Genomic DNA, 21,656 nt, shown 5'->3' with positions numbered 1-21,656 from the left:
AATAAAAACAAGAAATAGCATTGACCGATCGATCGGTCAATGCTATAATTCTATTAGGAGGTAATTTGATGAATAAACAAACTATTCAAGGAAAAGAGACATATGAGTTACTTATACAATGTGCGCTAGAAATTGCTTCCGAAGGAGGAGTGAAAAATATTACTGCAGGCAGATTAGCTTCAAAAGCACAGGTAAGTAAAAGTAACGTATTTAATCATTTCAAAACTGTTGATGGAATATTTGAATCATTGTTTAGTTATCTGATTGAATATCAACTCAGAGAATTAGAAAGCGCAGAATTCGAATGGATTGATGACTTTATTGCAGCAATAAGTAAACAAATATGTTTTGAAGATGATGACAGTAATAAATTTGCTAGAGTATTTTTATCGTTTTTTAACGAGAGTATGTTTAGTGAAAGAATGCAAATGTTATTTAAGGATTATTTAAGTAAGACTATTGATTTGATGCAATCCAAGATAAAGAATTGTAAGGATAATAAAGCAGATGATTCAACAGTGCGAACAATTGCTAGATTAATTGTCGTAGCACTTGATGGATTCGGATTACATATTATAATGACGAATGATACAGAAGTCTACAAAAAAGCTTGGAAAATTCAGATAGAGTCTATTGCACAACAATTAAAAGTATAAGGAGATCATAATGGAAAAAATGAAAGTACCTAAATCACTTCATGAATTGATGGGTAAAGAGACTACAAAGTTTGAGTTTATGTATATTTTGGGATTTGCCATTGCAAGCACATTAGTGATAGCGTGGATAGCACGTACTGAATTAGATGTCCTAATTATTTGGAAAGCTATATTTATGATAATACTGATGATTGATATTTTTGGTGGAGTAATTGCGAATCTTTCATACGGGACTAATGAACATTACAGTCAATCAAATAAAAGAAGGATTATTTTTATTAGTATTCATGTTCAGCCATTGCTTATGATGCTGATTAGCGGTGGTCATAATATCCCTTTTGTAATTATATGGATATTTGCGGTTGTAAGCGCCTTTTTAATTAATGCGATTAGAGAAAATCCTGCTCAAAGAGTTATTGGACTCTCTTTATCCATAGTTGGATTATTTATGGTAAGTCAGTTTGCAAATGAATTACCATTTTACATTATAGCGATGTTGTCAATGTATATCATTAAAGTGGTATTTAGCTTTCCGGTCAATCATTATCGAAAAGCAGTATAAGCAAAAATATCTGACTTCATTTTGGCTCCCAAAATTCTAATAGTTAATTATTTACTAATAATAATGATAAAATTGTAGGTATTACCCCTGCCCTGTCAGAGTTGGCGAGACTTATAGCGACCAAAGGAGCTAAAAGACCTCAACTTATGGTGCTGGAGTAATACAAAAACCCTTATAATAGCTAATTAGCTATTATAAGGGTTTTTAATAAATATATAAGAAAGTAGATATCCTATCACCAGGCCTCCAAGATGGGCTGTAATACTAATACTAGGTACAAATATTGTTAAAGCCAAATTTATACCTAGTAATGTTAAAATGCTTTTTCTACCTTCTTTTGTGATCATATTTTTATGACGATGAATAAGGTATAGAAAGGCACCAAATAATCCAAATAAACTCCCGGAGGCCCCGGCAGATATGGAAACAAAATTAAATAAAAAAGTTGTTAAATTTCCACCTATTCCTGCTAGCAAGAAGAAAAACAGATATTTTTTACTTCCCATCAGATTTTCTATTTGAGGACCAAATAGAAATAGAGCATATCCATTAAAAAACATATGCATAAATCCTATATGAATAAAAATTGAAGTTATAAATCTATGATACTGATTAAATGGGATAATAATAGGAGGATAGAAAGCACCATATCTTACCAGTGTCTCCACATTTGTAGTTCCTCCATTTAAAGTCATAAATATAAAATAGACTATCATGATAGTTAAAAGTATAAATGTTACCTTACTTCTTTTATAAAATTCTTTTAATCTTTCCATCAGTATGGCTCAACTCCTTTCATACTATTATATAATACAAGAATATTTAATGAAAACTAATCTTGCTTATTTTTGTTATTACTATAAAAGATGTGGAAGTGTTATAAAGAGTATGCAAAATACTATATTAAAACAACTTAATATTTAAATATTTCATTGACACATTAACAAACCTCTGTTAATATTTAATATAATTAAATAAAAGAACTCATATATTATTCGGAATATGGCCGGAGAGTTTCTACCTAAGAACCGTGAATTCTTAGACTATGAGTGAGACTTGTATTACTAATGTAATACTCTACTTAAGGATATAAATCCCTCAGTAGGTTTCGCTTATAGGTGAAATCTATTGAGGGATTTTTTATTGTCTAGGAGAGTTAATTTTATAAAAATCAAACAAAAGAAAAGGAGTGTGACATCATGGAAATTACAACTAATAGAATAAAAAAAAGTAATGATTATTTTAAAATAGAAGAAAGAAATACTACTGTTAAAAGGGAGATTGTAGCTGGGATCACTACATTCATGACTATGGCCTATATACTTATTGTAAACCCTATAACTTTAGCAGAGACAGGGATGGATATAAATGCTTTATTCACTGCTACAGCACTATCAGCTATAATCGGAACATTAGTTATGGGTCTATATGCCAATATGCCCTTTGCTCTAGCTCCAGGTATGGGACTTAATGCATTTTTTGCATATACTGTAGTATTGGGAATGGGTTATCCTTGGGAGTTTGCATTAACGGCAGTATTTTTGGAGGGGTTAATATTTATTCTTCTGACTGCTTTAAATATTAGGGAAGCTATAATAAATTGTATCCCTATGACTATAAAAAAGGCAATATCCGTAGGGATAGGACTTTTTATAGCGTTTATTGGACTGGTGAACTCTGGAATAGTAAATACTGGTATGGTAGCAGTAGATGAAGGGGTATTATCTGGAGTAGTAGTTAAATTGGGCAATATAGCCCAACCAGGACCTTTATTAACCTTGATAGGAGTTGGTATTACAGGAGCATTATTAGTAAAGAATGTTAAGGGTGCTTTATTGATAGGCATGATCTTAACTACACTTATAGGAATACCTCTAGGAGAGACTATTTTACCAGAAGGATTGAACATAATTAGCAGACCTCCTTCCTTAGAACCTATTTTATTTAAATTTCAATTTCATAATATATTAACTTGGGATATGTTTATAGTACTATTTACATTCTTGTTTGTAGATTTATTTGACACTGTGGGAACATTAGTAGGAGTAGGAGCAAAGGCAGAAATGCTTGATGAGAAAGGGCAATTACCAGGAGCAAAAAGAGCTTTATTTGCTGATGCCATAGGAACAACATTTGGAGCTATGTTTGGTACAAGCACTGTTACTACCGTGGTAGAAAGTGCCTCTGGAGTAGCAGAGGGAGGTAGGACAGGACTTACAGCTGTAAGTACAGCAGGTATGTTTATAATTGCTTTATTTTTATCTCCATTGTTTCTTATGATACCTTCTACTGCTGTAGCTCCAGTATTAATACTGGTAGGGTTATTTATGATGACTCCTATTAAAGATATAGATTTAGAAAATTTTACAGAAGCTATCCCGGCTTTTTTAACTATAATAATGATGCCATTAACTTATAGCATAGCAGAAGGAATAACATTTGGTATATTATCTTATGTATTTATTAAAGTAACAACAGGAAAGTATAAAGAAGTATCTCCTATTATGTATGTATTATCTCTATTGTTTATAGGAAAATTCTTACTATAAAGTTAACTATTTTATAAAATTTCTCTTATTAATTCGTATAAAGTCTAAATATATTAATTATTTATATATAAAAGTTCGTAAAAACTATTGACTGATAAAATATATTTTGTTATCATAATTAATGTTGTTATAGTGAACATTGATCATAAAACAACAATTAATATTCGTATTAATAAAAAATAATTGAATAGTAGATTTAATCATATAACTTCTAGAATATGGCTAGAAAGTCTCTACCAAGTGACCATGAATTACTTGACTATGATAAGAAAGTGTATCTAGGGTTCCGAAGGATTCCTTGACTGGACCAAGCGATACAGATATTACCTTTGTAATATTACACCGAAGAGATAAAAACTCAGGCGGATAGGTTTCGAGTATTATACCTATCCCTCTGAGTTTATTATATTTACACTTAATCATAAGAGGAGGATCATCATGGAGAGATTTTTTAAACTTTCAGAGAACAAAACAAATATTTCTACAGAAATAATAGCGGGAATTACCACATTTGTAACTATGGCATACATTCTGTTTGTAAATCCTACTATAATGAAACAGGCAGGAATGAACGAATTAGGAGCATTAGGTAAGGACGCCTTAGCTATAGGATTTGAAGATCCAGTTGTGTTAGCCATATTTGCATCCACTTGTTTAGCTGCAGCCCTGGGAAGTTTGCTTATGGGAGTATTAGCTAATTTGCCCTTTGGACTAGCTCCAGGAATGGGACTTAATGCATTTTTCTCTTTCGGTATAGTTATCGGAATGGGATATACATGGCAAGAAGCTTTAGCAGCAGTATTTATATCTGGAATTTTATTTATTATTCTTACTATTACAGGACTTAGAGAAGGAATTGTTGATGCTATCCCAGACTCTTTAAAAAGAGCAATTGGTGGAGGTATAGGATTATTTATAGCTTTTATAGGATTACAAAATGCCGGAATAATAGTATCAGCACCGGATGTATTGGTTGGTTTTGGTGACTTCACTAATAAAGGAACTATTGTAGCGGTATTAGGACTTATTGTTACTGGAGTATTAATGGCTAGAGGGGTAAAGGGATCAATGCTAATTGGTATAGTTATGGCAACCCTTATAGGTATACCCATGGGAGTATCAAATATCCCTGATACATTTACATTTGGACTACCAAGCCTTGAGCCTACATTTTTTAAGTTGGATTTTGTTGGATTATTGAGATTAGGTGAAGTAGGGCTTCTAGGGGCTATAGCCAATGTAGTCACTATTGTAATATCCCTTAGTTTAGTGGATTTATTTGATAGTTTAGGAGCTCTAATAGGTACAGGAGCTAAAGCTGGATTTTTAGATGAACAAGGAAGACTTAAAAATATGAAAAAAGCATTATTTGCAGATTCTATCGCTACCTCTATAGGTGCTTTATTTGGTAACTGTACAACAACCACTTATGTAGAAAGTGCATCGGGAGTTAGTGAGGGTGGTAGAACAGGATTAACTGCAGTAGTGGTATCTATATTATTTGTATTATCATTATTCTTTGCTCCTGTTATAGGAATCGTGCCTCCTCAAGCTACTGCACCAGCTCTTATCATAGTAGGTGTTTTGATGATGTCTCCAATAATGGAAATAGATTTTAATGATTTTACTGAAGCACTACCAGCGTTTTTAACTATGGCAATAATGCCTTTTAGTTATAGTATTGCTAACGGTATTGCTGCAGGATTAGTTTTCTATCCTTTGATGAAAATTGCTACAAAAAAATATGATGAGATTCATCCAGGGATTTATATATTAGCATTTTTGTTTATAATTAAATTTACGGTATTACCACATTAAGACATAAGATTCTTCACTGTTGTTCAGAATGACAGAAGGTTTTTACTGTACTCTTAGATTTGGTTTATAATTTTATTGTCATCCTGAGTGAAACGAAGGATCTTATCTTTATATTCATTCATAGCTATGAGAATCACACTCAAACAGAACGTTATCGTAAAATTTAATGAAAATATTCGTATTTCCTATTGACTTATAAATAATCATTTGTTAATATAAATGTATAATTAAATACAAGCACTCATATAATATCCGGGATATGGCCGGTAAGTTTCTACCTAAGAACCATTAATTCTTAGACTATGGGTGAGACGGTATCTTTGGATACAGGTATTACTTTTTGTAATACACTACTTAGGATTTTATCCTCCACAAGTAGGTTTCACTTATAGAAATCTATTGTGGGGGATTTTTGTTTATTTAATAAATATTAAGGAGGTATTTGGGATGAATACTACAAAAAAATCATCAATGATGGACTCATTTTTTAAACTTAGTGAAAATGGTACAAATGTTAAGACGGAGATAATGGCAGGAATCACCACTTTTGTTACTATGGCTTACATTATATTTGTTAATCCAAATATTTTGAAATTAGCGGGAATGAATGAAGCAGGGGCTTTAGGAGATGCAGCAGCCGGGATAGGATTTGAAGATCCTATAGTAGGATCAGTTTTTGTAGCTACTTGTATAGCAGCAGCGATAGGTACCTTTATCATGGGATTCTATGCAAATCTACCCTTTGCATTAGCACCAGGAATGGGACTTAATGCATTCTTTACTTACGGAGTTGTATTGGGTCTAGGGTATACATGGCAAGAAGCTTTAGCAGCAGTATTTATTTCGGGAGTACTATTTATTATATTGACCATAACGGGACTTAGGGAAGCAATAGTAAATGCATTGCCTGATTCATTGAAAAGAGCAATTGGTGGAGGTATAGGTTTATTTATAGCATTAATTGGATTACAACAGGGACATATTATAGTAGATAATCCAGCTACTTTAATTGGATTTGGAGACTTTACTCAGAGTGCCACAATAGTAACATTGATAGGATTAGTAGTTATGGGAATATTAATGACTAGAAAAATAAAGGGTTCGATATTGATAGGTATAGTATTAACTACCCTTATAAGTATACCTATGGGAGTAACTACAATACCAACAGACTTTACGTGGTCAATACCTAGTATAATGCCTACATTAGGCCAAGTAGACTTTAAAGGACTATTAAATCTAGGTGAAGTTGGAGTTATTGGAGCTATAATGAGTGTTGTAACGGTAGTTATATCCTTCAGTTTAGTAGATATGTTTGATACAATAGGAACTTTAGTAGGAACTGGCTCAAAAGCAGGATTTATAAAAGAAGATGGAAAGATGAAAAATATGGATAAAGCATTATTTGCAGATTCTATTGCAACATCAGCGGGAGCATTATTAGGAACATCAACTACAACAACTTATGTAGAAAGTGCATCAGGAGTAAGTGAAGGTGGAAGAACAGGACTTACTGCAGTTACTGTAGGAGTACTATTTGTTTTAGCTTTATTCTTGGCACCTATTGTGGGAATAGTACCAGCGGAAGCTACAGCACCAGCTCTTATTATAGTAGGGGTATTAATGATGACATCTATTAAGCATATAGATTTTGAAGATTTCTCTGAAGCATTACCTGCATTTTTAACTATGGCAATAATGCCTTTTAGTTATAGTATTGCCAATGGTATTGCAGCAGGACTTATATTCTATCCATTAACTAAAGTTACAATGGGTAAAGGAAAAGAAGTACATCCTGCAATATATGTATTAGCAATATTATTTATATTGAGATTTACAATCCTACCTCATTAGATTTTAATAAATAAGAGGATCGTCTAAATTAGACGATCCTCTTATTTTTCTATTGATTTATAAGAGTGTTAAAAATTATACTTCTTTAGAGAAACGTCTAGTACAATTGAAGATATGTTGTCTATCGTTATCATCTAATTTCCTATAAAGATTTAACATCTCATCTTCCTGAGGGGTCAAAGAACTAGAATCATAACTATCAAAGTCATTTTTTGATTTATAATCTATTTTCATACCCAGTAATAACCAATCAATAGAAACATTTAATGAATTTGATAAAGATATTAGGGCTCTTGATGAAGGCAGAAATTTATCATTCTCCAACTCACTTAGATTACCAGTGGAGAGTCCGGTTAGTTTTTGTAAATCTTGAAGAGTTAACTTCATTTTTTTTCTTGATGACTTAATTCTCTTTCCTACTGTATCCAAAGTATACCCCCTTTTTATAAAGTAATACATTTTTTTATTACTCGTTGCTTAAGATGAAGTATTAGAAGTGTAAAGTATCTCGTATTATTGAGAAAAAAGGAAAAAATTTCTTGACATTCTCTAAAATTAGAGATATCATTAAGAATTATACTATATTCATTTTAACATATATAATGTTGATTTTACAATTTTTGAGGGAATTTTCTATAAAAAATGAAAACAGATAATGAAAAAGGCTACCTATAATATGGGTAGCCTTTTTAGGAGTACTATTTATTATAGAACTTCATAGTGTCTATATAGTCTACATCCCTTTTCATATCCCAAGGAAATACTGTAGCATTAATTTCATTTTCTAAAATAGAAAATTTATTTTTATCATAGGTGTCTAAAATATAGTTATATCCATTTTTACCTATTGAATCATTTTTATTTTTCATAAGCACTCCATCCCTTCAAAATGTACTCCTATCTATATTGTTTACAATATAATTAGAAGGTATGTAATGATTATTCGTATATTTTATTTATTTCTTTCCATCTTTTAAAGTCTTCTATTTCATTTTTAATACTTCTTATGGCTAAAGAAATAACTAATGCATCATCAATGAAACCTGCATATATGATGAAATCAGGAACTACATCTAAAGGATTTACAAAGTATAATAGTGCAGCTATTATTGTAATAATAGTTCTTTTAGAAACAGACCTATATTCACCAGAGATAAATGCTTTGAACATATTTATTATGGTGTGTAAATCTCCTGAAAACTCTTTAATTCCACTGCTTTCCTCCCGGGACTTGTGGATAGCCTCATCAATAAGTTTTTTGCTTTTTTCTTTATCTTTCATATATTCTAAGGCTTTCTTTTTATCAGAGTTAATCATATCTTTAACTTTTGTTTCCACAAAATCATCTCCTTTAATATATTTTTACCCAAATAGGAAAATAATTCATCAATAAATTATAGAAATGTTATTTTAAAAACTCTTCCACTAGCTCACAGGGACAGACTTATGCATGTCATCCTGAACTTAGTGAAGGATCTTAGTATTCCACATTATTCCAACTATCAAATATTGTATCATTAAATTTATCCTTATCATTTATGTGGATAGGGATATTTAGTTTATAACTCTTTTCACTAGAATCTTTTCTGATAAATCCTGTCTTTAAATCTTCTACAGTTGATCCTACTTTTACTATATTTTCATCAAAGAGCTCAGGGTTTGTTATATATACAGCAGCAACTATATCCCAATTGTGAAAACCTTCTATACCATATTTCTTTTTAATAAATTCATACCATGGTAATGTCATTTTTCTGATATAATTAAATATAGGTTTTTGTTCCTCTAATACTCTATTTGACTCATGTTTACCGAATAAAGCTTGAAGGCATAATTGGGCAGATATTAGTGTGATATTGGCATCGGAACTTAGGACATTATAAGCTGCATTAGCATCAGAGGATAGGTTTAATTCATCCATGATTTTGCCATTAAAAATAAGAGGTTCTAAAATTCCACCCATTATAACTATATCCTTAACTTTTTTAAAGAAGTCCTTATCTTCCATATAGGCACCATAAAGATTAGTTAGGGATCCGGTGGCTAAGATAGTAATTTCCTTTGGAGATTTATTAACCATTTTCACTAAAAATTTAGAGGCATCACTAATTGGATCATCAATAGAACCTCCGCCTTTATATAAAGGTATTTTACTTGTAATATCTAAATCATTAAAAAGTGTTTGAGTAGCTTTAGTAACAGTCTCTATATCACTGTTGCCAAAGGTGTTTGTTACCCCTAATAGATTAATTTTTTCATTTCCTAGTAAATACAGTAGGGTTAAGCCATCATCAACATCTCTTTCCTTAACACCCATAGTATTATCACAATCAAAGATTATTTTATTCATATTATTCTCCTTTTCTATTAAATTATAATAATATTATAACAGATGAAATCTTGATATAAGATAAATTATTCTGTTATAACAGATACTTATTTAATATAAGGAGAAAGTATATAAGTATAGATAAGATTCACGTTATAATAGTAGTAGGACTTTGACTATAATTTAACATATTTTAAATTGGAGGTTTTAGTATGTCTTCTAAAAAAATAGAAGAATTGAAGAAAAGAAGACAAATAGAAATAAGAAAAAAGAAAGATCAGAAAACCTATGCTTTATTAGTATTAGCATTATGGATGATACTTTTATTAACATTTATATATACAGATTATCAATATACATCCGTATGGATTATTGGACTACTTATAGGGATAACTCTTCAAAGGACAAGGTTTTGTTTTACAGCTGGGTTTAGAGATCCTGTATTAGTAGGTAGTACAAGCATACTAAAAGCTATAATACTAGGACTTATTATATCCACTATTGGATTTGCCTTTATTCAATACTTTGCCATAGGAGGTAAAGAAATTGTAATAGCTAATGTTCCGGGAAACATATATCCTGTGGGTATCCATACTGCTGTTGGAGCAGTTATTTTTGGGATAGGTATGGTTATAGCTGGAGGATGTGTAAGTGGTACTGTTATGAGAATAGGTGAGGGATTTATCCTTCAAATAGTAGTAATGGTAGGAATAATTATAGGAACTATTTTAGGAGCAAGCAGCTTTAAATTTTGGGATTTAAATGTAATAAAGGATACAAAGGAGATATATTTGCCTAGTTTTGTAGGGTTACCTTTGGCGACTATATTACAAATAATAGCCTTAGTAGGACTATATATATTAGCAGACTGGTATCATAAAAAGAATAATATTATGTTATAGGTTATCGACTAGGAGGAAGAAAAATGGCTGAAGTAAAATTAGATTGTATGTATGAAGCATGTCCTATTCCATTATTAAAGGCCCATAAGGAGCTAAAGAAAATGAAAAAGGGAGATGTACTCATAATGGAGACAGATCATACCTGTTCTATAACAAATGTATTAGAATGGGCTAATAAACAAGGATATGAGGTAGATTATATAGAAGTAGCAGAAGGAGAATGGGAGATTTATATTGAGAAAGAATAGTTTTTGAGGAGGGTTAATGTGAAGAATTTAGAAAAAATCTATAAAAAACCATGGCCCTATTGGATAGGAGGAATAATACTAGGAATTTTAAATATTTTTTTGCTTTTATTTGTTGGAAAATCCATGAGAATGTCTACAGGATTTTTGTATTGGGGATCATATATTCTAGATAAGATAGGTGTAGATTTAGACAGTTGGTATTATTTTTCACAATTTGATGATGTATTTAGGAATAATGAAAGTTTAATAAATAATTTTTATACAGTGATTATTATAGCTGCAATAATAGGTTCACTATTTTCAATATTATTAGCATCAGAATTTAAAGTTAAAAAGGTAAAAAGTAAAAAACAATTGTTTTTTGGACTTTTTGGAGGAATATTGATGGGATATGGTACAAGAATAGCCTTTGGATGTAATCTAGGTGCTTTTTTTAGTGCTATACCAAGTCTTTCATTACATGGATGGGTATTTGGGATATTCATGTTTGTAGGGGCTTATATTGGATCTAAAATATTAATCAAATTTATTTTGTAGGAGGAGAGATATAGATGAGAAAGGTATTGAGTATATTAATTATACTGACTCTAGCTATTTCACTAGTAGCCTGTGGAGGCAATGGAGAAACTAATGAAGAAGGAAATGTATTAGATAAGGATTGGAAAGAAATTGTTAAAGAAGCAAAAGGAACTGAAGTTAGCTTTTATGGTTGGGGTGGAAGTCAGCAGACAAATGAATGGATAGATGGATTTCTTGCAGATACTATGAAGGAAAAGTATGATATAAAAGTAAATAGAGTTCCTATGAATATAGAAGATATTTTGAATAAAATGTTATCAGAAAAGCAATTAGATTCTGAAGGAAGTATTGATGTAGTATGGATTAACGGGGAAAACTTTTCCACTGCAAAGAAAAGTGACTTATTAATGGGTACCTTTACTGATGTATTACCTAATTTTGAGAAAAATCTTGATGTAGACTCTGAAGAAGTTAAAAAGGATTTTGGACATGAGGTAGATGGAATGGAAGCACCTTTCGGTAAAGCTCAATTTGTTATGATATATGATGAAGCTAGAGTAGATAAGTATCCAGTTAATCATAAGGAATTAATGGAATTTGCAAAAAGTAATAAGGGTAAGTTCACATACCCTGCCCCGCCAGATTTTACTGGTAGTGCCTTTGTAAGAAATATTATTTATGATATTGTAGGATACGAAAATGTTAAAGATTTAGAACCAAATAAAGAACAAGTAAAAGAAAAAATAATGCCAGCAATAGGATATTTACAAGAATTAAAGCCTTATTTATGGAGAGAAGGAAAGACATATCCAGCAACTATAGCTCAATTAGACAATATGTATGCAGATGGAGAAGTTGTTATGGATATGACATATAATCCTAATAGTGCCGAAGCTAAGGTTAGAACAGGAGAATTTCCAGAAAGTACTAGAACATTTTTATTTGAAAATGGTACTATTGGAAATACCCATTTCCTTTCAATACCTTTTAATAGTCCCAATAATCCAGGGGCATTAGTGTTAATAAATGAGATATTAAGTATAGAAGCTCAAGCATCTAAATATGATCCTAAGAATTGGGGAGACCTACCAGTAATAGATAACTCAAAGCTTAGTGAAGAAGAAAAAGCATTATTTGAAGAAATAGATTTAGGGGAAGCAACTCTTCCTCAAGAAGAATTATTAACTAATAGAATTCCTGAATTACCTGCAGATTTAGTTCCTATAATTGAGGAGATATGGCTAGAAAACATTCCAACAGAAGGTGAGTAGAAGTGATAAAAGATAAAATTAAACCATATATTTTGCTATTACCTATAATGACGATAATATTTGGTATATTTGCCTCTGGTCTTATAATGGGTTTTATGCAAAGTTTGGGAAGATTTGAAGCAATAGGTATGACTGAATTTACATTAAGATACTATAAAGAAGTATTAATAGATAAGGGCTTCCTATCCTCCTTTGGTTTTAGTTTTTATATTTCTATTGTATCTTCAGTTATAGCAGTGGTGGTAGGGGTAATTTTAGCATACTTACTACTTATAAATAAACATAAAAAAGGAATAGAAGAGATAATATATAGGATACCTATAATAGTTCCTCATACTGTGGCCAGTTTATTAGTTTTTAATATACTGGCTCAAAGTGGGGTCTTACCAAGAATATTAAACTTTTTAGGAATTATAAATGAGCAATCACAATTTCCCGCATTAGTATTTGATAAAAATGGTTGGGGAATTATTTTTTCTTATATATGGAAGGAGATTCCCTTCATTGCAATGGTAGTATATACAGTTCTTAAAAACATAAATGATAAATTAAGGGATGTTGCATTGAATTTAGGGTCCGATAAAAAACAAGTGTTTTTTCATATTTTATTACCTTTGATGATGCCTTCCATAATATCTTCATTTATAATAGTATTTGCTTTTTCTTTTGGTGCTTTTGAGGCTCCCTATCTATTAGGACCTACTAGTCCAAAGGCATTACCTGTAAAAGCATTTATTGAGTATAATAATCCTGATTTAACAAATAGACCTTATGCTATGGTAATAAATATGATACTTACTTTTTTTTCAGTAATGTTCATATTAATATACTATAAGGTGTTTAACCTTATAAATAGATACAGTAGGTGATAAGATGAATTTTAAAATATCTAAGATAATACTATATTTACTACTATTTTTTCTTTTAGTTCCCTTATTTGTTTTAGTGATATGGAGTTTTAGTAATTCTTGGCCCTGGCCTAACATGTTACCAAAGGATTTAGGAATAAGGGCATATAAACATATATTTAGCTTTAGAACCGGGACCTTAGGAGTATTAATCTACAGTATAATATTATCTGCTACAGTGACATTAATAACAATAATAATAAGCATACCGGCATCAAAAGCCTTGGGAGTATATGATTTTCCTTTAAAGAAATTATTTAAGATATTAGTATTAGCACCGATAATAGTACCACCAGTAGCAGTAGCCATGGGTATTCATGTATCCTTTATAAAGATGGGTTTAGCTAATACATTTTTAGGAGTAGTTTTAGTTCATTTAATCCCATGTATACCTTATGGAGTTAGGATAATAACCAGTGTGTTTGAAGGTATAGGAGAAAAAATGGAGATTCAAGCAAAAGTTTTGGGGGCCAGTTCTCTGCAGACCTTTTTTCATATTACATTACCTATGATAACTCCTGGAGTCATATCAGCTGCATCCATGGTGTTCATTGTATCCTTCAGTCAATACTTTTTAACATTTTTAATTGGAGGAGGAAAAGTAAAGACATTATCCTTAGTAATGTTCCCATATATCCAAAGTGGAGATAGGATGATGGCATCAGCCTACAGTATTGTTTTTAGTTTAACAACATTAATGATACTATTAATAATGGAGAAATCAATAAAGAAGAAATATAAACGAGAGACAGACTTATTCGTCTAATAGCTAAGGAGAAGATCGTATGTCACAAATAGAACTGAAAAATATAAATAAATCCTTTGATGGAAAAACCATATTAAATAATATATCTCTTAAGGTTGAAGAGGGAGAGAGAATATCCTTACTCGGTCCATCAGGCTGTGGGAAAACTACTACCCTTAAAATTATAGCAGGATTATTGAAAAATGATAAAGGTCAGTTACTTATAGGGGATAAGGATGTATCAAAGGTACCGGTAGAAAAAAGAGGAGCAGTAATAGTTTTTCAAGATTATCTTTTATTTCCTCATATGACTGTAGCTGAAAATATAGGATTTGGCTTGAAAATGGCAAAAAAGAATAAAAATATTATAAAAGAAAAAGTAGATGAATTATTAAAATTAGTTAAACTAGAAGGATTGGGAGATCGATACCCTGATGAACTTTCAGGGGGACAAAAACAAAGGGTTGCTATAGCAAGAGCATTAGCGGTAGACCCTAAGGTATTATTATTAGATGAACCCTTTTCTAATTTAGATACTGGATTAAGGGATGAAATGAGAGAATTTATATCTAATTTACAAAGGAAATTAAATATTACTACAATTTTAGTAACTCATGATAAAGAGGAAGCCTTGATGATTTCTGATAGAATAGCAGTTATGTTAAATGGTGAAATAAAACAGATAGATGAACCCTCAGAGATATATAAGCATCCTAAATCTATAGAGGTTGCAAATTTTCTTGGAAATAGGAATTATATAAAAGGAAATATTAAAGAAGGAAAGTTTGAGACAGAGATAGGTCTTTTTAATATAGATAATAGAGAACAAAAAGAAGTAATAGCAATGATAAATCCCGAGGACATTTATTTAGACAATAGCTCTAATGAAGGGTTAGAAGGCACCATCACTGAAGTAAGATATGCTGGAGATAGAATATATTATAAAATAAAAATTAAAAATAAACAAATTAGAGTTATTTCTAATAGTGATAAAGTATATAGATTAAATGAGAAGATATTTATTCATATGGATTTCAATAATGGAGTATTTTTTTAAAAGGGGTGATTAGGTGATATCTATCATTGTTCCGGTATTAAATGAAGAAAAAACTATTGGAAAAACTATAGACAAGCTTAATAATCTACAGGGAGAAAAAGAGATTATTATAGTGGATGGAGGTAGCAGTGATAAAACAGTAGATATGGCTTTAGAACTAGCTACAGTCATAGAAAGTCCTAAAGGTCGAGCTAAACAAATGAATGCTGGAGCTCAAAAAGCAAAGGGTGATATATTATGGTTCGTACACTCTGACTCTTTACCAGGAGAACAGTCCTTAGAAGAAATTAATAAAGCTATAAAAGAAGGATATAAGGGTGGAGGATTTTCTCTTTATTTTTATGATGATAATTCCTTTTTTATGAAATATGTATCCTATACTTCAAACTTGAGGGCTAAATATTTAAAAGTGTATTTTGGAGATCAAGGTATGTTTATAACAAAGGATTTGTTTAATAAACTAGATGGATTTAAAGAAATGGCATTAATGGAGGATTGGGAATTATCTAAAAGAATATCAAAAGAAACTAATATGAAGTTAATAGATATCCCTTTAGGAACATCGGCAAGACGATTCAATAAAGGTGGAAAATTAAAAGTACATCTATTCATGCATAAACTTAAAATGTTATATATATTAGGAGTAGCAGATGAAAAATTAGAAAAGATGTATAGGGAGGCAAGGTAATGATAAAAGCTTTGATATTGATGACTAGGATACCTATTCCAGGAAAAACTAAGACTAGACTAATGAGTATATTATCAGCTGATGAATGTGCAGCTCTTCATAGAGCATTTTTAATGGACTTATTTTTATTATTTGATAAATTAAAGGATTCAATTGATATATATTTAACATACACTCCAGAGGACTCCTTTCATATAATTGAGGGTATTATTCCAAAGCATATAAGAGTATTTCCCCAAAGGGGAGAGACCCTAGGGGATAAAATGAGAAATGCTATAGATGATGTTTTAGATAAAGGCTATGACTGTACCTGTCTTATGGGAGCAGACATACCTCAAATCTCTGAAGAATCCATACTAGATGCATTTAATAAGTTGGAAGAAAAGGACTGTGTAATAGGACCTACATTTGATGGGGGATATTATTTAATTGGAATGAAAGAAATGAATAATAAAATATTTGATGGTAAACTTAAATGGGGAAATAAAACAGTATTAGAAGGAACTATGGATATATTAAATTCCTGTGAATCAATGGTGGCATTAGGAGATAAATATAGGGATATTGATACTAAAGAAGATCTGATAGATTTTAAAGAACAACTTGAAATGGGAAAGTTCGGGAAGTCTTATCTTAGAAATACGATAAACTATATTAATAATATCTGGAGTTGGTATGATGAGCTTGGCACAAGTATTAGAGGCTAGGATAAAGACATATGTATTAAATAATGATGTAAATATAATTCTTAATAAAAATCGATTAATAGTAAGTTTTTTAGCTCAAGGAGAATATAATATAAACTTTACTATTGAAGATGGTACTAACAAATATGTCTTTAGAGTAAACACTGGAAGCCAAATCAATGTAGATAATCAAATTGAATATGAGTTTAATGCATTAAAGACATTGGAAGTATCAAAGGTTACCCCTAAAGTATATTATGTGGATTCTAGTAAATCCCAATTAGAATATGGAATTTTAATAATGGAATATTTAGAAGGAGAACCTTTAATTTATCAAAAAGATTTAATGAAAGCTAGTAAAGTATTTGCAAAGATTCATTCCTTAGATTTGAAAAATATGGATACTTCTAAATTTATAGTAGAAAGTAATATTTGTGGAGATAGAATATTAGAAGGTAAAAACCTTTTAAAGGATTATTTAACCTCTCCTATAATTAATAAAAAAAATAAAAAGTTTTTTAAAGAATTCTTGTATTGGGCTGAGGATAATAAAGATAGAGATAAATATTTTAATGAAAATAAATGTCATGTAATTAATAATACAGAAGTTAATTCCAGCAATTTTATAATAGGTAAAAAAGAAAGTTTCCTTATTGATTGGGAAAAGCCAGTTATAAGTGATCCTTCTCAGGATTTGACTCAATTCTTAGCGGAGACTACTACCCTTTGGAAGGGGAATTATATATTATCTAAAGATGAAAAAAAGGCTTTTTATAAAGAGTATAAAGACAATCTAACTATATCTATACCCGATATAGAAGAAAGAGTACATCTATATACCCCCTATCTATATTTAAGGGCATTATCCTGGTGTGCATATGCCTATTTAGAATATCAAAAGCCTGGAAAGGATATAAAAAACATGGATACTTATGTAAGAATTAAACAATATCTAGATATAGATTTTATGGAGAGGTTACTTAAGGAGTACTGGTAGGATTTTTTAAGATTCTTAACTACGTTCAGAATGACAACCTAATAAATTTATACAATAAAAAAAGAGGCTTAACAAAAGCCTCTTTTTTTTGATTTCAAAAAATCTACAAAACCTTGCTCATAGGGATTAAGATTATTATTTTTTTTATAGACGATATAGTAATCAGAGACTATATCTAGGTCTTCCACATCTATATTTGTTAAAACTTTGTCTCTTAATTCCCTTTTAATAATCAATTCTGGAATAAAGGAAATACCCTTAGCGGAAATAACTGATGTTTTAATTGCCTCCATTGAGTTTAATTCATAAATAATATTCAAATCATCTGTTAATATATTTTTCTCTGATAATGCTTTAGTAATATCTTCTCTAGCACCAGAGCCTTCTTCTCTAAATATCAATGGAAGTTTTTTTAATTCTTCAATTGTTATATTATCCTTAACTAAGGGAAGAGAAGTTACTAGTAGCATTTTGTTTGAAGTAATCTTCTCATATACTAAGTCTTTATGGTCTATCTTTCCTTGGACGATTCCCACATTAACAGTTTTATTTAATACATTGTCAATAACAGTAGCTGTATTGGATATCTCAAGATTGATATCAATATCCGGATTTTCATGCTTATAAATATAGACACTGCAAGGGAGAGCATACTCTCCTATTGACTTACAGGATCCAATCAATAGTTTTTTCTTATGGGTTTTTAAATTTGTTAAATCCCTTTCAATATTATCTTGAAGAGAAAGTATAGTATTAGCATAGTCAAATACTATTTGTCCAGCTTCGGTAAGTTCTACTCCTCTATTACTTCTATTTAGAAGACTTACTTGAAGCTCTTTTTCTAAGGATTGTATTTGCATACTTAATCCTGGTTGGGTCAGATGCATTATTCGTGCAGCCTTAGATATACTATTTGCCTTTACTGTAACGTAAAAGGCCTTTAGATAATCTATATTCATATTCATCACCTTCATTTCATTGTTATAGAATTAACATAACTTACTATTATGCATTATAAGGAATTCTTATTATTCTAAAAAGACCCCTTATAGTATAATTATATTGAGATTAATTTAACAAGTATTTTACGTTAAATTTCGTGGAATCATTATTTTTTATTATATCATATAGTTTTATTTATTATAAAGGGGGTTCATTATGAGTAAGTTTACTTATCCACAAGAAGTATTAGATAAGATGAGAGATATAGTTGATAACTGTATGGGGGAAGAAGTACCATATTGTGAAGCAACTTGTCCTATGCATACAGATGTAAAGGGATATGTTAATCTAATAGCTGAAAAAAGATACGAAGATGCAATTAAACTTATAAGAGAAAAATTATTTTTACCAGCATCACTAGGAAGGGTTTGTGCCCATCCCTGTGAAGAGAATTGTAAGAGAGAGACAGAATATAGACAGCCAATGGCAATAGCTGCTCTAAAAAGATTTGTTGCTGATAATTTTGACAAAGAAGAACTATGGAATTTAGACAAAAAAGAGAATAACAACAAAAAAGTTGCAGTAATTGGTGCTGGTCCAGCAGGGGCACAAGCAGCATTAGATTTAGTAATGGAAGGTTATTCAGTTACAGTATATGACAGACTTCCTGTATATGGTGGAATGATGAGAGTTGGTATTCCAGAGTACAGATTACCAAGAAATATAATTGATTTTGAATACAGCCTACTTGAAAAATTAGGTGTAGAATTCAAGATGGGTGTAGAAGTTGGAAAGGATATTTCCTTTGATGAACTAAAAGAGAACCACGATGGAGTTATTATCGCAGTAGGAGCTCATAAAGGAGTAATTATTCCGATAGAAGGCCATGACAAAGATGGAGTATTAGATGCTGTTAATTTCTTGAGAGATGTTAGCCTAGACAAAGAAAATGTTAAGATAGCAAAGAAAATAGCAGTTATAGGTGGAGGAAACGTTGCTATAGACGTGGCAAGATCTGCTAGACGAGTAGGAGCAGAGGAAGTTCACTTAGTATGCTTAGAAGAAAAAGGTAAAATGCCAGCCCATGATTGGGAAGTAGAAGAAGCAGAAGAAGAGGGTGTTACTCTTCATGCAGGATTTGGTCCTGAAAAGATTGTAGACGAGAATGGAAAAGTTGTAGGATTTGAAATAAAGAAATGTCTATCAATAATTGATGATGAAGGAAACTTTAACCCACAATTTGATGAAAATAATAAGCTTGTTTTAGACGTAGAAAATGTTGTTTTTGCTGTAGGTCAATCAGTGGATAATGCTTTTGTTAATGAAACTCTAGAAACTAAAAGAGGTGGAAGATTTAACGTAGACCCAGTAACATTACAAAGTCAAATAGAAAACGTATTTGTAGCAGGAGATGCTAGTGGCGGATCAGTTATAGCAATCGAAGCAATGGCTGAAGGAAGAAAAGCTGCAAAATCTATGATGAGATTATTTAATGGAGAAGAACTTCATACAGATAGAGAAAAAGAAGGTACTTATGAAACAAGATTAGAAACTGATATAAAAGAAGGAACAGAAGACCTTCCAAGAATAAGCACTACTCAATTAGACCCTAAGATAAGAATACAAGACTTCAGAGAAGTAGATTTAGGTCTTACTGAAGATAACGCTATAGAAGAAGCTTCTAGATGCTTAAAGTGTGAATGTAAGCTTTGTATGAATGAGTGTGTAATGCTTAACGACTATTGTGAATGTCCTAAGGATCTATTTGAAAACATTCTAGAAACTGGAGATGTGGATCCAATGATTCCTTATTCATGTAATATGTGTAGCCAATGTACAATTGCATGTCCAAAGGATTTTGAAATGAGTGGAAGATTTATGGATATGAGAAAAGTAATGATTAAGCAAAATAACGGTAAGTCACCAATTAAAGGTCACAGTGCAATTGAAATGCATCAATTACTTGGTTTCTCAAAATTATTTAATACATCAAAACCAGCAAAGACTAGCTCAAAAAAAGCTGAGAAGGGGAGGAGCTAATATGGCAGATACTAAAAGAGTATTTATTCCAGGATGTAGTTTACCTTCATACAATCCTGACGCAGTAATGAAAACATTAGAATTTTTACAAGAGAAATTACCTGGAACTGGTGGAATATTGAAATGTTGTGGAAAACCAACAAAGGCTCTAGGACAGGTAGATAAATTTAAAGAGAGATATGGAGACTTCCAATCTGAAGTAGATAAATTAGGAGCAGATGAGATTATAGTTGCTTGTCAATCATGTTTCTTGACTATGTCAGCAAATAGTCCTAATCAAACAGTTAAATCCTTATGGGCGATGTTCCCTACATTAGGATTACCAGAAAGAGCTAAAGGAATAGGAAAGAAAAGTGATATTACTTTTGCAATTCATGACTCTTGCTCAACTAGAGATAGAAAAGATATTCATGATGGAATTAGATGGATAATGAGTGAATTAGGATATAAAGTAGAAGAACCTCCTCATACAAGAGAGAACACTAAATGTTGTGGATTCGGTGGAATGATAGTTCCTGCTAATCCAGATTTAGCTCAAAGAGTTATGAACAAAAGAACAGAAGAAGTTGAATCTGATTATATGGTGACATATTGTGCAGCATGTAGAGAATCAATGGTAAAGGGTGGAAAGAAGGCAGTTCATATTCTAGATCTTATCTTTGGAGATATGTATGACTCTAATAGTGAGTTTCCAGGAAATCCTTCTAGTCCTCTAAAAGGTTGGACTAATAGATATAAGTCTAAGTCAAATATCAAAAAAGTATTAAAGTAGTATTAAAAGTGTATAAATGTCATCTGAGCTGTTGAAGGGCTAATATCCTTCGACTAGCCTCAGGATGACATAATATGTTGTCACTATATTTAAATATTTTATTTTTATTATAG

Annotated in this window: 23 protein-coding genes and 3 riboswitches; of the genes, 17 read left to right on the top strand and 6 right to left on the bottom strand. The window is 31.0% G+C overall.

Going from position 1 to position 21,656, the window contains the following annotated elements:
* Positions 1 to 20 precede the first annotated feature (20 nt).
* Both GOQ27_RS06270 and GOQ27_RS06265 read left to right on the top strand, forming a co-directional pair.
* A complete protein-coding gene (locus tag GOQ27_RS06270) occupies positions 21 to 656 on the top strand; it encodes a TetR/AcrR family transcriptional regulator (protein ID WP_203365983.1) in 636 nt (211 codons plus the stop codon).
* 10 nt (positions 657 to 666) lie between these two features.
* Positions 667 to 1,218: a hypothetical protein gene (locus tag GOQ27_RS06265; RefSeq protein WP_203365982.1), complete on the top strand. Its 552-nt coding sequence runs from the start codon at positions 667 to 669 to the stop codon at positions 1,216 to 1,218.
* A 185-nt stretch (positions 1,219 to 1,403) separates the two neighbouring features.
* Here GOQ27_RS06265 and GOQ27_RS06260 read toward each other — a convergent pair whose 3' ends face one another.
* Complete coding sequence (locus GOQ27_RS06260) at positions 1,404 to 1,994, bottom strand: rhomboid family intramembrane serine protease (RefSeq protein WP_203365981.1); 591 nt, start codon at positions 1,992 to 1,994, stop codon at positions 1,404 to 1,406.
* Between the two features lie 188 nt (positions 1,995 to 2,182).
* A riboswitch (purine riboswitch) is annotated at positions 2,183 to 2,284 on the top strand.
* Between the two features lie 133 nt (positions 2,285 to 2,417).
* Between GOQ27_RS06260 and GOQ27_RS06255 the strand changes: the two genes are divergently transcribed.
* The 3 genes from GOQ27_RS06255 (at position 2,418) to GOQ27_RS06245 (ending at position 7,439) form a co-directional block, all read left to right on the top strand.
* On the top strand, positions 2,418 to 3,767 hold the full coding sequence (locus GOQ27_RS06255; RefSeq protein WP_203365980.1) for an NCS2 family permease: 1,350 nt from the start codon (positions 2,418 to 2,420) through the stop codon (positions 3,765 to 3,767).
* A gap of 180 nt (positions 3,768 to 3,947) precedes the next feature.
* Positions 3,948 to 4,049, top strand: a riboswitch (purine riboswitch).
* Between the two features lie 156 nt (positions 4,050 to 4,205).
* Positions 4,206 to 5,585, top strand: coding sequence for an NCS2 family permease (locus GOQ27_RS06250; RefSeq protein ID WP_203365979.1), 1,380 nt, complete (start codon positions 4,206 to 4,208; stop codon positions 5,583 to 5,585).
* A gap of 221 nt (positions 5,586 to 5,806) precedes the next feature.
* Positions 5,807 to 5,908: riboswitch (purine riboswitch) on the top strand.
* A gap of 124 nt (positions 5,909 to 6,032) precedes the next feature.
* Entirely contained in the window at positions 6,033 to 7,439 is a 1,407-nt protein-coding gene (locus GOQ27_RS06245) for an NCS2 family permease (RefSeq protein ID WP_203365978.1), read from the top strand.
* A 75-nt stretch (positions 7,440 to 7,514) separates the two neighbouring features.
* On the opposite strand, the gene GOQ27_RS06240 is transcribed toward GOQ27_RS06245, so the two are convergent.
* The 4 genes from GOQ27_RS06240 to GOQ27_RS06225 all read right to left on the bottom strand — a co-directional run bounded on the left by GOQ27_RS06240 (position 7,515) and on the right by GOQ27_RS06225 (position 9,789).
* Positions 7,515 to 7,868 (bottom strand): helix-turn-helix domain-containing protein, encoded by a 354-nt coding sequence (locus tag GOQ27_RS06240; protein ID WP_203365977.1) that lies wholly within the window; start codon positions 7,866 to 7,868, stop codon positions 7,515 to 7,517.
* A gap of 269 nt (positions 7,869 to 8,137) precedes the next feature.
* Positions 8,138 to 8,308, bottom strand: a complete 171-nt coding sequence (locus tag GOQ27_RS06235; protein ID WP_203365976.1) for a hypothetical protein — start codon at positions 8,306 to 8,308, stop codon at positions 8,138 to 8,140.
* Between the two features lie 70 nt (positions 8,309 to 8,378).
* On the bottom strand, positions 8,379 to 8,777 hold the full coding sequence (locus tag GOQ27_RS17450) for a YkvA family protein (RefSeq protein ID WP_203365975.1): 399 nt from the start codon (positions 8,775 to 8,777) through the stop codon (positions 8,379 to 8,381).
* Positions 8,778 to 8,916: 139 nt separating this feature from the next.
* Entirely contained in the window at positions 8,917 to 9,789 is an 873-nt protein-coding gene (locus tag GOQ27_RS06225; RefSeq protein ID WP_203365974.1) for a nucleoside hydrolase, read from the bottom strand.
* 191 nt (positions 9,790 to 9,980) lie between these two features.
* Here GOQ27_RS06225 and GOQ27_RS06220 point away from each other — a divergent pair, with 191 nt between their 5' ends.
* From GOQ27_RS06220 to GOQ27_RS06175, 10 genes are read left to right on the top strand one after another with little or no spacing between them, the layout of a single operon-like run.
* On the top strand, positions 9,981 to 10,670 hold the full coding sequence (locus tag GOQ27_RS06220) for a YeeE/YedE thiosulfate transporter family protein (RefSeq protein ID WP_203365973.1): 690 nt from the start codon (positions 9,981 to 9,983) through the stop codon (positions 10,668 to 10,670).
* 23 nt (positions 10,671 to 10,693) lie between these two features.
* Positions 10,694 to 10,918 carry a sulfurtransferase TusA family protein gene (locus GOQ27_RS06215; RefSeq protein ID WP_203365972.1) on the top strand — a complete coding sequence of 75 codons (225 nt, stop codon included), beginning with the start codon at positions 10,694 to 10,696 and terminating at the stop codon, positions 10,916 to 10,918.
* Between the two features lie 18 nt (positions 10,919 to 10,936).
* Positions 10,937 to 11,455 carry a YeeE/YedE thiosulfate transporter family protein gene (locus GOQ27_RS06210; protein ID WP_203365971.1) on the top strand — a complete coding sequence of 173 codons (519 nt, stop codon included), beginning with the start codon at positions 10,937 to 10,939 and terminating at the stop codon, positions 11,453 to 11,455.
* Between the two features lie 14 nt (positions 11,456 to 11,469).
* Positions 11,470 to 12,708 (top strand): ABC transporter substrate-binding protein, encoded by a 1,239-nt coding sequence (locus tag GOQ27_RS06205; protein ID WP_203365970.1) that lies wholly within the window; start codon positions 11,470 to 11,472, stop codon positions 12,706 to 12,708.
* A 2-nt stretch (positions 12,709 to 12,710) separates the two neighbouring features.
* Positions 12,711 to 13,577, top strand: coding sequence for an ABC transporter permease (locus tag GOQ27_RS06200; RefSeq protein WP_350445885.1), 867 nt, complete (start codon positions 12,711 to 12,713; stop codon positions 13,575 to 13,577).
* Positions 13,578 to 13,581: 4 nt separating this feature from the next.
* Positions 13,582 to 14,382 carry an ABC transporter permease gene (locus tag GOQ27_RS06195; protein WP_203365969.1) on the top strand — a complete coding sequence of 267 codons (801 nt, stop codon included), beginning with the start codon at positions 13,582 to 13,584 and terminating at the stop codon, positions 14,380 to 14,382.
* 19 nt (positions 14,383 to 14,401) lie between these two features.
* Entirely contained in the window at positions 14,402 to 15,418 is a 1,017-nt protein-coding gene (locus GOQ27_RS06190; protein ID WP_203365968.1) for an ABC transporter ATP-binding protein, read from the top strand.
* Positions 15,419 to 15,431: 13 nt separating this feature from the next.
* A complete protein-coding gene (locus tag GOQ27_RS06185) occupies positions 15,432 to 16,106 on the top strand; it encodes a TIGR04283 family arsenosugar biosynthesis glycosyltransferase (protein ID WP_203365967.1) in 675 nt (224 codons plus the stop codon).
* On the top strand, positions 16,106 to 16,813 hold the full coding sequence (locus GOQ27_RS06180; RefSeq protein ID WP_252187765.1) for a TIGR04282 family arsenosugar biosynthesis glycosyltransferase: 708 nt from the start codon (positions 16,106 to 16,108) through the stop codon (positions 16,811 to 16,813). Before GOQ27_RS06185 ends, GOQ27_RS06180 begins: the two co-directional genes overlap by 1 nt.
* Complete coding sequence (locus GOQ27_RS06175; protein WP_203365966.1) at positions 16,785 to 17,789, top strand: phosphotransferase; 1,005 nt, start codon at positions 16,785 to 16,787, stop codon at positions 17,787 to 17,789. Before GOQ27_RS06180 ends, GOQ27_RS06175 begins: the two co-directional genes overlap by 29 nt.
* 68 nt (positions 17,790 to 17,857) lie before the next feature.
* Here the strand turns inward: GOQ27_RS06175 and GOQ27_RS06170 are convergent, their stop codons facing one another.
* Positions 17,858 to 18,748, bottom strand: coding sequence for a LysR family transcriptional regulator (locus GOQ27_RS06170; protein WP_203365965.1), 891 nt, complete (start codon positions 18,746 to 18,748; stop codon positions 17,858 to 17,860).
* Between the two features lie 199 nt (positions 18,749 to 18,947).
* Here GOQ27_RS06170 and GOQ27_RS06165 point away from each other — a divergent pair, with 199 nt between their 5' ends.
* Together GOQ27_RS06165 and GOQ27_RS06160 are read left to right on the top strand one after the other, a co-directional pair.
* Positions 18,948 to 20,771, top strand: a complete 1,824-nt coding sequence (locus GOQ27_RS06165; RefSeq protein ID WP_203365964.1) for an FAD-dependent oxidoreductase — start codon at positions 18,948 to 18,950, stop codon at positions 20,769 to 20,771.
* Position 20,772: 1 nt separating this feature from the next.
* A complete protein-coding gene (locus GOQ27_RS06160) occupies positions 20,773 to 21,543 on the top strand; it encodes a heterodisulfide reductase-related iron-sulfur binding cluster (protein WP_203365963.1) in 771 nt (256 codons plus the stop codon).
* The last annotated feature ends 113 nt before the right edge of the window (positions 21,544 to 21,656 follow it).

Source organism: Anaeromonas frigoriresistens, assembly GCF_016820655.1.
Classification (GTDB): domain Bacteria; phylum Bacillota; class Clostridia; order Tissierellales; family SIT17; genus Anaeromonas; species Anaeromonas frigoriresistens.
The sequence above is the reverse complement of the archived record's forward strand: the minus strand, read 5'-3'. Positions and strand labels throughout refer to the sequence as shown.

Bases quoted from the DNA above. Each gene is read 5' to 3' on its own strand.
- GOQ27_RS06175 (WP_203365966.1), top strand. From the start codon at position 16,785: ATGAGCTTGGCACAAGTATTAGAGGCTAGGATAAAGACATATGTATTA.
- GOQ27_RS06190 (WP_203365968.1), top strand. From the start codon at position 14,402: ATGTCACAAATAGAACTGAAAAATATAAATAAATCCTTTGATGGAAAA.
- GOQ27_RS06255 (WP_203365980.1), top strand. From the start codon at position 2,418: ATGGAAATTACAACTAATAGAATAAAAAAAAGTAATGATTATTTTAAA.
- GOQ27_RS06195 (WP_203365969.1), top strand. From the start codon at position 13,582: ATGAATTTTAAAATATCTAAGATAATACTATATTTACTACTATTTTTT.
- GOQ27_RS06265 (WP_203365982.1), top strand. From the start codon at position 667: ATGGAAAAAATGAAAGTACCTAAATCACTTCATGAATTGATGGGTAAA.
- GOQ27_RS06170 (WP_203365965.1), bottom strand. From the start codon at position 18,748: ATGAATATAGATTATCTAAAGGCCTTTTACGTTACAGTAAAGGCAAAT.
- GOQ27_RS06235 (WP_203365976.1), bottom strand. From the start codon at position 8,308: ATGAAAAATAAAAATGATTCAATAGGTAAAAATGGATATAACTATATT.
- GOQ27_RS06160 (WP_203365963.1), top strand. From the start codon at position 20,773: ATGGCAGATACTAAAAGAGTATTTATTCCAGGATGTAGTTTACCTTCA.
- GOQ27_RS06225 (WP_203365974.1), bottom strand. From the start codon at position 9,789: ATGAATAAAATAATCTTTGATTGTGATAATACTATGGGTGTTAAGGAA.
- GOQ27_RS06245 (WP_203365978.1), top strand. From the start codon at position 6,033: ATGAATACTACAAAAAAATCATCAATGATGGACTCATTTTTTAAACTT.
- GOQ27_RS06260 (WP_203365981.1), bottom strand. From the start codon at position 1,994: ATGGAAAGATTAAAAGAATTTTATAAAAGAAGTAAGGTAACATTTATA.
- GOQ27_RS06180 (WP_252187765.1), top strand. From the start codon at position 16,106: ATGATAAAAGCTTTGATATTGATGACTAGGATACCTATTCCAGGAAAA.
- GOQ27_RS06250 (WP_203365979.1), top strand. From the start codon at position 4,206: ATGGAGAGATTTTTTAAACTTTCAGAGAACAAAACAAATATTTCTACA.
- GOQ27_RS06215 (WP_203365972.1), top strand. From the start codon at position 10,694: ATGGCTGAAGTAAAATTAGATTGTATGTATGAAGCATGTCCTATTCCA.
- GOQ27_RS06165 (WP_203365964.1), top strand. From the start codon at position 18,948: ATGAGTAAGTTTACTTATCCACAAGAAGTATTAGATAAGATGAGAGAT.
- GOQ27_RS06205 (WP_203365970.1), top strand. From the start codon at position 11,470: ATGAGAAAGGTATTGAGTATATTAATTATACTGACTCTAGCTATTTCA.
- GOQ27_RS06220 (WP_203365973.1), top strand. From the start codon at position 9,981: ATGTCTTCTAAAAAAATAGAAGAATTGAAGAAAAGAAGACAAATAGAA.